An 8,958-nucleotide genomic window follows, 5' to 3' on the forward strand; every position below is an offset into this window, starting at 1 on the left:
CAAGTGTGTAGCTAGACGACGTAAACGTGTAGTCACATCATCTTGCATAAAAATTTGTTGCTTTGGTGTCACTTCGATCATAAATTTCCTAGGAACTCGTTAATCAGTTGAGCAACCCTTTCTCTAATATTAGGGTTTAAAATCTCCATTGATCTATTTTGCCGGGGACGAAGATTAACCATTGATTCAAAAATCATTTTCCCAGTCAAAGGCATAAAACTGGCAGCCCAAATATCTTGTTGTCTACTGCCGTCATCTAGCAATTTTTCTTCACAATCAGCGTGTAGACCACCACCACCGACCAGCACCCGACGCTCGATATCAACTGCGGTTCTGATGTAGAACTTGTGAGAACGCAGCATAAGTTCAAGTTGCTCCGGGGTAGCGCGTTCACGTAACAGCAAAATCATACAGCTGAAAACCTCTGTAATATCATCAAAGCTAACTAGAAGGGCGCTCTGTTTCTTGCAACCAACTTAAAATAGTCAGCGCTAACTCCCAGGATTCGCGCCGCTCCCAATTAGGTAAGTGATTCAGTACTTGTGTAAGGAATATAGCTGGGTTTTCCAATTCTCCGCCACGAGCCGCAACACCATCCCTAACGAGCGCCCCCAAAGTGGCAGCTTGATTCCCTTTATAGTCAGGCTGTCTCTTAATTTCATCAACAATCCAGTCCGGTACTGTGATTGTTTTAAATCCTGATTTCGGCATACATAACAGAGAAATAATATAAAGATAGTACGGCAGTTTGCGTTATGTTTGCAAATATCTGTGCGGTATGGTACGTTAAAAAATGGACTACTCCCACAATAGCTTCACAAATAGTAGGAGCAATCAAGTATGAAAAATATTGGTATTAAGCCAATACATCCTAAAGAATTTAAAAGAGTTCATAATTTTTCGACTTACCAAATGAGCCGTTTGTCAGGTTACTCAGTTGAGGCACTAAAAAACTGGTTAGCTGATGAAAGTAGTTCCAGATTTGTCGAACCAAAGCCGTATGTACTTAACCATTTTGGAGCGATTCATAATTACTTATTAAGAAGTTAGTGTTTCCCAAACACTAAGCCATTAGAAAAACCCTCCCCACCAGTCGGTGGTTTTTTTATTATTAGTATTATCAGTACCGGAATTCAATCGGAACTCAACCGGAATTCAATCGGAACTCAACCGGAATTCAATCGGAACTCAGTCGGAACTCAATCGGAACTCTAGGAGCCGAAACCATTGCTAATTCAGGGAAGCTGTGTAGTTGAACAATTGTTAACACGAGAGGAGGCAGCCAAACAATTGGAGCCATCAGTTGGAATTAGACAGTTCCAAAAGTATTTAGACCTAGCTTCTTTGTACTTGCCAGAATTTGAGGATTTTCGGGACGAAGATAATGGAGGGCTAAACGGACGAGCAAAGTTGACAAACTGGCATTTACCTGTGCTTCAAAGAATTAGAAGTTACGTTTTAGCCAAGGGTTCTTTAAAGAAGGCAGCTATTGAATTAAAAAATCACCCCGAAAAGTTTTTAGGAGCCTAAATCATGATTGTTAAAGAATTTGCACAAGCTCTCAACAAAGTACCTGGAAAAGTAGTTGATGAGCTACGCCGTCAATATCCAGAGCAAAAATGGACGGTCGATTCACAAGTTCCAGACGAGATTTTAGCTAAATTTCGAGACATTACTAATAGTGAGATATTACAGCCTCAACAATCACCTATAGCAGATATACCCGAAGCCACAATCACCAAAGCTGACGAAGCAATTCAACAAGCCTCATACAAGTTGACTGCGGCTGATAAAGAGACTATTTCTGGTGCTATAGCCGTTCAAAATGAGCAATCTAAGATTTTGGGTGCATCGACTGGTGTTACAGGAGCTTTATTATTCATGGAATCCTTGATTGGAGCCAAGGGGACAGTTTTGGATGCCTTTGCCGAGCAATCGATGTTGGAAGTTGATAACCAGATTACCGAGATAGATCAGAGTTTGATTAATTTGGCAGAAGAAGCTTCAACAAGGTTGGGGGAGTCGATCCGAAAAAAAGAACAACTCAAAGTACGACTCAATTCGTTACGAGAGAGAGTCAGTTCAATGGGGACGCAGATCCGATTTTAGAAGCTTATAAAACAGTGGCAGCATTGCTACAGATCCAAAATGAAACTGTTGCCACTGTTGCCGAAATCCGATTACTTCAAGAGCTATTAACTCATCAAAAGAAAAATCAGGACATGGATATTCTCAGTACGGGATTGTTTGCTACTTCAGTTATTGGCGCTTTAGGTGGTAGTGCATATATCGTTAGTAGCGTTGTCGCTACTGGATTAATTGGTAGCGGGATATTCATTCCCTTGGCATTACTTGTTGGTGCAGGATTGACATTTCTGGGACGGGCATCAAAGTAACAGTGATGGGCTGGAGTGTTTCATAAAGCTGTTTCACAGAACTGTTTCATGAAACTGTTTCAACGGTTTCATCAGTGTTTCAGGCTCGTGAAACACCGTGAAACAGCATTTCCTCGCGTGAAACATGGAACGTGAAACATGAAACACCAGCTAATTCCTTGCTCGAAAGCCTTTATGAAGGGTAGTGTTTCATAAAACTGTTTCACAGCACTGTTTCATGAAACTGTTTCAACGGTTTCATCAGTGTTTCAGGGTCGTGAAACAGCATGAAACAGCATTCCCCCGCGTGAAACGTGAAACATGAAACACGAAACACCAGCTAATTCCTTGCTCGAAAGGCGTTATGAAGGGTAGTGTTTCATCCAGCTGTTTCACAGCACTGTTTCATGAAACGTTTCAACGGTTTCATCAATGTTTCAGCGTCGTGAAACATGAAACGCCTCATTTTATGTGTGAAACATGGGAAAAACTTGTAGTAAGAACGCGACATAGCACAGCAGTCTCATGTATAAGAAACAACTGTACTTAGCTTTGGCTGGTGTTGGCATTTGCATGTTGCCTGTAATCATCCCCTTAGTATCCAAGTTGGGGGCTTATGCAGAGCTTCAACGGCTAAAAGCCTCAGAAGAACTAGAACGTTCGCGCATAGAAGAACGGGCAAAAACCAGTGATGCCTTGTATGAGGCAGGAGTGATGCCCACAAGTCGCAAGTTGAGAATTACCAATTACTTTGATAGCGCTAAACGCAATCCTAGACCAGACACAACCTTTTATCAAGATGATGAGATTGTTGATGTTTTTGACGCAACGGGTAGGTGTATTGGGCGGATTGAAGAAGGAATTTGGAAGTGGAAGCACAAAGCTAAAGATATTTGTAAAAGCGTTCAAAATATCAAACAAAGTAGGAGGAAATAATGGGATTAGGTGCAGAAAATAGCAGCACTAGCAACAGCGATAGTAAGCCCAAAGATAAGAAGCGATCGCTTGGTGAAATCATCGATTTTTGTGCCAAGGCTGTTGTGATGATTGTTGGCTTACCTATTAGGGCAGCCGCCGCGATTGTTAATCAGTTTGTTGCTAATGGAGGTGCGGGTCGTGCGTTAGTTGGAGGGATTTTATTTATCGGAGGTTCCATGATTAGTGCTGATTCAACTTGGCAATTAATCTTTCAAGCCCCGCCTGTTTGCCCGTGGTTTGAGCCGACTTGGAATTGGCTAAATGTGCCGTTTGCACTGTTCAACCCGTTTTTTTACCTGGCATTCATAATTTCTGTAGGTGTTCAGGTAATTGAAGCCCACGCCCTACGTGGTAAGAACCCAGATTCAGCTAGGCGGGAACTTCAAGACCATATCATTTATGAGCTTGAAGCAAAGCCCAGTGGCAAGATTGACTTAGTAGGCCAGCTGTGGCAAGACTACAAGACCGCAGGTACACGCGATCGCTCTAGCGCTGGGCTAGTTGTGATTGCGGTTTGGGTGTTCGATATTGTCACCACCTTTGCAGCTCGTAACCCATTCGACTACACAGCCCCATTCACGATTTTGGGCTGTATCTTATTTAACATCGGTACAATGATGGCGGGTGAAATTGGGTTTGCTATTTGGCGGTTGACCAAAGATTAAAGTGAGCGCCGCTCAATAACTCTTGAGTCGAGCGGCACTTACTACTCAACAGGGCATTTCTTTTATGCAAAGTAATAATATCCCGAAAATTACAACTAAAGAAACTGAACATTTACGCGAATCATATCCTAGCTTGTCTCACTTAGAAGCTGGAAATATCGCCCAATGGCTGCAAGAGAGAAAAGATGGATTATTTGAAATGGCACGGGCATCTGAGAATGAAGCAGACATGACCCGTGTACTTGGTTTGTTGGCTTCTGGGATCGGAGCGGTTTGTTATGCGGTCAACCCTTTGGCACTAGTTGGTGGTTTAGTCGGTGGTGCTGCGTGGCTATGGTTTGTTGTCGAACACTCGAACCGCACTAAAGAAATTGCGCCTTTGCCTTTTGTACGTGGTAATTTTGTAGATGCTCTAACTCGTGCTGGGGATTACGATGCTAGGAGCAATTATCAAGCGGATCATCTTGCCAATACCGTTAAATTCCTAGAGCGACAATCAGCACAAGAGTACGCCTTTCTTCATGCTGAATTTGAAAATATTGTCCAGTATTTAACCCAAGTTGAACCAGGAAAACGTTTTTACGCTTATCGCTGGATGTTTGGCTGGTTTGGCAAGCTCAAGGGCCGGCAGCTACCCACTTATGAAAGCATGGCTCTCCATTTACAGGATGTGACAATTGACAGCCGGGTGAATCGGTCGGAGATCAGTGCCATCGCACAGACTCAAGCCCAGTTACCACCGACCGTAGATATCAAACAGTTTCAATCGCCACAGGTAGATATTGGCAAGATGAACCAAGCTGCGGAGCTTTGTAGACCTACAGAGTTACAGTCATCATCTGATGGGCTTGCACCAGAGACTCTAATTAATCTCCCTTTGACTAATAGAGCAAACGCAGTCATCGCTGCTTTAACGAAAAGTGGTTTCCAAGTAGAAGATATGATGAGTTCTCAAGTCATTGCGATCGCTGGTACTCAGCGAGGTGGCAAGGGAACCTTAGCAGCAATCTTGGCAACATTATCTACTGCACTTGACCCCGGATTGAACACCCAATACTTTACTGCTGGAGTGGACGTTTACCCCTTTGCCTGCAACTTGACCTCTGCTCTTAAATACCCGGATATTGATGCGGATGGGGCTGATCAACTCGTCGCTCGTGATTTATTGAAATTTCTTAAAGGCTTAGATGGAAGCGAACCTTACTCCTATAAAAATTTACTGCTAGTAATTGATGAGGCGATGCGGTTGTTGTCATTGTTGGAGGAGAGCGATCGCACCTGGGCAATCCAATATTTACTTTCTCGCTTCGCCAAGTCTGGTGGTACATTAATTATCGTCTTGCATGGTTCTAACCTGACAAGCGTGGTAGGTAAAGCTACGGCTGGGCTGGCAGATACTTTTAAGCAATCGGTTAACTTTATTGGCTGTGTAGCTCAAGCGGTTAGTGCTGGTGGTCTACGCAAAATGAATGTCGCTAGTGGAGAATATTTCAAAGCCAACCCTAATAACTTTGGAGAACCTGTTAGCGGTGGCAACTTGGGCATGATTCCCGAATGGCTAAAGACCCATTTGCACCCAGGCAATGGGCAACCAGATCCAGCTAGAACATTACTTCAATTCTTCCCGGAATTAGTTCAACAGCATGAAAGGACAGTCATACCCAGAGGGGAGAAAATTGCGCCATCAGACGCAGTTAATCATCTGGAGTCCATTTTTTCAAAGCCTTATCAAGAACTGGAATTTCTGGAAGTAGAAGAGAGTAGTATTTCTGAGGCTGATTTGGAACAGATTGTGGCAATCGTTGCAGCTACTGCTAGCCCTCCAACTTCTTTTGCAGCTATCAGAAACAGCCGCAAGTGGGGCGAAGAGAAAAAGAGTGTTCTTTACTTGAGGAATGCCCTATCACAATTAATTGACACTAACCGATTGTGCGGAAATGAAAAAGATGGTTTTAGCGTTATTAACGTTAACCAGTAATATTCGTCATAGTTCCGATCGAGTTCCGGTCAAGTTCCGGTATTCTTACATTTCCAAGTACGGCTGAAAAATAGAGTCTTTTTGTCTCTCCAGTAAGTTTTAATTTTTTCTAAATATTTTCCAGAATGTGGAAGCATCGGGAAGTTTAAAAATGAGCGATAAATTAACCACAGCATTACAAAAATTAGCCATAAGTCCAGTTAAAGCAGATAGGCTGGCTATTTATAGATTGGAAAAAGAGTACGGCGCTTCTTTATCAGAAATCGTTGGTGAACTCGAAGATTATGCCATAGTCCATCAATCCATATCAGACGAAAGGGCTAAACCCAAAAATCAGTTGATTATAGTTTGCTGTTATGGCTGTCTTTGGGGCGCAGTTATCGGAATTGCGACGTTATTTATCAAGCCCAGCGTCACTGTGGCAGCGATTGGGTTGGGTTTTACGGCTGGGGTGTCTGGGAAATTGTTGGTTCAAAAAGGTGAATAAGTCGAAGTAGTTGAAGATTAGTTTTAATTGTTTAGCTGAACTCTTGGATTCCTTGGAGTAAATATGTTTTGGTCGAAATCTATTTCAATGGACGTTGCTAACAAGCTTTTTGACGTAATTGGAGTTTCTTTTGAGCAGAACGAATTAGAGGGCGGTTACATCGCTAAACATGAAAGTAAAACCTTAAGAAGAGTAACCTTAACCGCTTGCTGTATGGCTGTTTTAACTGACTGGGTAACAATTAAGGAGAATTAAATTTATGTCGGATTTATCAGTTTTCGTGTTTGAGTCTCAACAAGTCCGATTCATCGGCACACCAGAAAAACTTGAGTGGGTAGCTGCTGATATTGTCGCTATTTTGTATCCCCAAGCAGACTCGCGTAATTACTCCAACTATCTGGGCAAAGTTCCTGCTGCATGGAAGGATCATAAACCAATTATGACCCCTGGCGGAAAGCAGAAAATGGCAACCCTTTATGAACCGGGGCTGTATTATTTGATTGGACGCTCTGACAGTCCGATTGCCGTGCCATTCCAGCAGTGGTTATACGAAGATGTTCTTCCCTCTATACGTCGTACCGGGAAGTATGAAGTTCATCAACCGACAGAGCAACCACAATTTAAACCCACCCTTGATGAACTCGTTAATTTTGGGCAAAAGATTCTGTGTGGCACTCGCCTCAGTGCAGAACTCCAAACCATCACCATTCTTCGAGGTGTACAAGCTTTGTGTCCCGAAATAACTCCGATGGCACAAGAGTTGGTCGGAGCAATTCAGGAAATTGAAGCGACTCACGACAGGCATTTGTCTCCAACCGCAATTGGCGAATTATATGCCGAACGCAACGGACTACCCAAGCCCATCAAACCCCAAATAGTTAATCGTGTTTTGGAGTCTGCTGGCTTGCAAACCAAAGAGATTCAAGTCAAGACCGATACGAATGGTAAACAAAGTCACAAAAATATCTGGCATCTAACTGAAAAAGGTAAACTGTGGGGAACGGTGACACGGGATAAAGCCCGGACTCACGACAAGATTGTGGAACACGTTCGCTGGTTGCCAGATGTTCTTGAAGTAATTGATTTGAGCGTAGAGGAGAATTGAAAGTATTTGATGAGAACGATTGGCGAGCGCCTTTATTAAGCAAAGGCGCTCGCACAATTTGTATTTTGGACAGCCAGGCAAGACAAAAATACACGAGTTACCGCATTATTTTTTATGAAAAGTTCAACTTATAGCTTCAGTTCGTTATAATTTGCTCTTGATGAAGTAAAATGGCATCAACTCAACCCAAAACATCTTTACTACTTTTAGAATTGAGATTGTCGATATCTTAACTTGAGGAGCTTGTGGCATAATGAGCAATATTCCCACGGGAGAAAAATCATTATTGAGGTAAATTAAATGCCTGTTACCTACGAACTTAGAGATTATCAACATCAGTGGATAAAAGATATTTGGAATTCTTGGGAGAATGGTAATAGGCGAGTGCTTGCACAACTCCCGACAGCCGCCGGAAAAACGGTGTGCTTTGCACATATTTCCCATAAATTCTTTGAGCAAGGGAAGCAAGTTTTAGTCATTGCCCACCGGATTGAGTTGATATCTCAAGCTGCTGAAAAGCTAGAGCAAATTATCGGTGAACCAGTTGGGATTATCAAAGCAGGTGTTCTGGCTAATCCTGAACGGAGAATCCAAGTTGCTAGCGTTCAGACGTTGAGCAGACGAGAAGTATTAGAGTTGCCAATTAACATTGGACTTTTGATATTAGATGAAGCGCATCATGCAACTGCTTTATCTTATCGACGACTAATTGAACATTATGAAAGCGCCCAGATATTAGGCGTAACTGCCACTCCTCAGAGAATTGACGGTCAAGGTTTTGTTGATTTATTTGATGATTTGGTTATTGGCATTGACACGGCTAAATTAATTCAGTCTGGGTATTTAAGTAAGTTTCGATTATTTGCAACGAATCAAACTATTTCTACTCTTGGAGTTGCAAAATCTCGTGGGGATTTTAGAGCCAAAGAGTTAGCGGTTGCTGTCACTAGCCAAATTGGTGTTAGTGAAATCCTTGAGAATTACTTTAAATATGCACGAAATCTTCGTACAGTTATTTTTGCCTGTAGCTTAGAACATTCTCGTGCCCTGGCTGCGGAATTTTCTCGTAATTATATTAGTGCCGAACATTTGGATGGGAAAACTCCCACACAAGAGAGATTAGAAATATTGCAGCGTTTTCGCAATGGGACAACCCAAGTAATTACTAATTACGAAATCTTAACCGAGGGCTTTGATTGCCCTAATATTGAGTGCGTCTACTGTGTCCGTCCGACTGAAAGCTCTACTCTTTGGTTGCAAATGCTGGGGCGGGTTCTAAGAACTTACACTTTAAAACCCACTGCGGTGATCATTGATATTACCGATAATTGGAAAAAACATGGACTTCCTGATGAAGTCCGCAAATGGAG

At 42.5% G+C, this 8,958-nt stretch carries 13 protein-coding genes; 11 read left to right on the top strand and 2 right to left on the bottom strand.

All coding sequences use genetic code 11. The features are described from left to right. Positions 1–77: 77 nt before the first annotated feature. Both H6G97_RS39080 and H6G97_RS39085 read right to left on the bottom strand, forming a co-directional pair. Entirely contained in the window at positions 78–410 is a 333-nt protein-coding gene (locus H6G97_RS39080) for a DUF5674 family protein (RefSeq protein WP_190946026.1), read from the bottom strand. A gap of 31 nt (positions 411–441) precedes the next feature. Continuing rightward, positions 442–711, bottom strand: a complete 270-nt coding sequence (locus tag H6G97_RS39085) for a hypothetical protein (protein WP_190946027.1) — start codon at positions 709–711, stop codon at positions 442–444. Between the two features lie 129 nt (positions 712–840). Here H6G97_RS39085 and H6G97_RS39090 point away from each other — a divergent pair, with 129 nt between their 5' ends. From H6G97_RS39090 to H6G97_RS39140, 11 genes are all read left to right on the top strand, one after another. Then, the gene (locus tag H6G97_RS39090; protein ID WP_190946028.1) at positions 841–1,050 is read left to right on the top strand and encodes a hypothetical protein; all 210 of its coding nucleotides are present in this window, start codon (positions 841–843) and stop codon (positions 1,048–1,050) included. Between the two features lie 177 nt (positions 1,051–1,227). Further along, the gene (locus H6G97_RS39095) at positions 1,228–1,530 is read left to right on the top strand and encodes a hypothetical protein (protein ID WP_190946029.1); all 303 of its coding nucleotides are present in this window, start codon (positions 1,228–1,230) and stop codon (positions 1,528–1,530) included. A gap of 3 nt (positions 1,531–1,533) precedes the next feature. Then, entirely contained in the window at positions 1,534–2,109 is a 576-nt protein-coding gene (locus H6G97_RS39100) for a hypothetical protein (protein ID WP_190946030.1), read from the top strand. Between the two features lie 14 nt (positions 2,110–2,123). After that, positions 2,124–2,396: a hypothetical protein gene (locus H6G97_RS39105; RefSeq protein WP_190733806.1), complete on the top strand. Its 273-nt coding sequence runs from the start codon at positions 2,124–2,126 to the stop codon at positions 2,394–2,396. A 504-nt stretch (positions 2,397–2,900) separates the two neighbouring features. After that, positions 2,901–3,311 carry a hypothetical protein gene (locus H6G97_RS39110; RefSeq protein WP_190946031.1) on the top strand — a complete coding sequence of 137 codons (411 nt, stop codon included), beginning with the start codon at positions 2,901–2,903 and terminating at the stop codon, positions 3,309–3,311. Beyond that, positions 3,311–4,018 (top strand): hypothetical protein, encoded by a 708-nt coding sequence (locus tag H6G97_RS39115; RefSeq protein ID WP_190946032.1) that lies wholly within the window; start codon positions 3,311–3,313, stop codon positions 4,016–4,018. Before H6G97_RS39110 ends, H6G97_RS39115 begins: the two co-directional genes overlap by 1 nt. A 64-nt stretch (positions 4,019–4,082) precedes the next feature. Continuing rightward, positions 4,083–5,996, top strand: coding sequence for a hypothetical protein (locus H6G97_RS39120; protein WP_190946033.1), 1,914 nt, complete (start codon positions 4,083–4,085; stop codon positions 5,994–5,996). 151 nt (positions 5,997–6,147) lie between these two features. Beyond that, positions 6,148–6,483: a hypothetical protein gene (locus H6G97_RS39125; protein ID WP_190946034.1), complete on the top strand. Its 336-nt coding sequence runs from the start codon at positions 6,148–6,150 to the stop codon at positions 6,481–6,483. A gap of 63 nt (positions 6,484–6,546) precedes the next feature. After that, a complete protein-coding gene (locus tag H6G97_RS39130) occupies positions 6,547–6,738 on the top strand; it encodes a hypothetical protein (RefSeq protein ID WP_190946035.1) in 192 nt (63 codons plus the stop codon). 4 nt (positions 6,739–6,742) lie between these two features. Further along, on the top strand, positions 6,743–7,588 hold the full coding sequence (locus tag H6G97_RS39135) for a BRO-N domain-containing protein (protein WP_190946036.1): 846 nt from the start codon (positions 6,743–6,745) through the stop codon (positions 7,586–7,588). A 300-nt stretch (positions 7,589–7,888) separates the two neighbouring features. Further along, positions 7,889–8,958 (top strand): DEAD/DEAH box helicase (locus H6G97_RS39140; protein WP_190946037.1); only part of this gene is annotated, 1,070 nt, incomplete at its 3' end.

The organism is Nostoc flagelliforme FACHB-838 (assembly GCF_014698065.1).
GTDB classification, from domain to species: domain Bacteria; phylum Cyanobacteriota; class Cyanobacteriia; order Cyanobacteriales; family Nostocaceae; genus Nostoc; species Nostoc flagelliforme_B.

What these genes read in the sequence shown, in the direction of transcription:
- H6G97_RS39090 (WP_190946028.1), top strand. Translation starts at nt 841, where the DNA reads ATGAAAAATATTGGTATTAAGCCAATACATCCTAAAGAATTTAAAAGA.
- H6G97_RS39135 (WP_190946036.1), top strand. Translation starts at nt 6,743, where the DNA reads ATGTCGGATTTATCAGTTTTCGTGTTTGAGTCTCAACAAGTCCGATTC.
- H6G97_RS39125 (WP_190946034.1), top strand. Translation starts at nt 6,148, where the DNA reads ATGAGCGATAAATTAACCACAGCATTACAAAAATTAGCCATAAGTCCA.
- H6G97_RS39120 (WP_190946033.1), top strand. Translation starts at nt 4,083, where the DNA reads ATGCAAAGTAATAATATCCCGAAAATTACAACTAAAGAAACTGAACAT.
- H6G97_RS39080 (WP_190946026.1), bottom strand. Translation starts at nt 410, where the DNA reads ATGATTTTGCTGTTACGTGAACGCGCTACCCCGGAGCAACTTGAACTT.
- H6G97_RS39130 (WP_190946035.1), top strand. Translation starts at nt 6,547, where the DNA reads ATGTTTTGGTCGAAATCTATTTCAATGGACGTTGCTAACAAGCTTTTT.
- H6G97_RS39110 (WP_190946031.1), top strand. Translation starts at nt 2,901, where the DNA reads ATGTATAAGAAACAACTGTACTTAGCTTTGGCTGGTGTTGGCATTTGC.
- H6G97_RS39115 (WP_190946032.1), top strand. Translation starts at nt 3,311, where the DNA reads ATGGGATTAGGTGCAGAAAATAGCAGCACTAGCAACAGCGATAGTAAG.
- H6G97_RS39100 (WP_190946030.1), top strand. Translation starts at nt 1,534, where the DNA reads ATGATTGTTAAAGAATTTGCACAAGCTCTCAACAAAGTACCTGGAAAA.
- H6G97_RS39085 (WP_190946027.1), bottom strand. Translation starts at nt 711, where the DNA reads ATGCCGAAATCAGGATTTAAAACAATCACAGTACCGGACTGGATTGTT.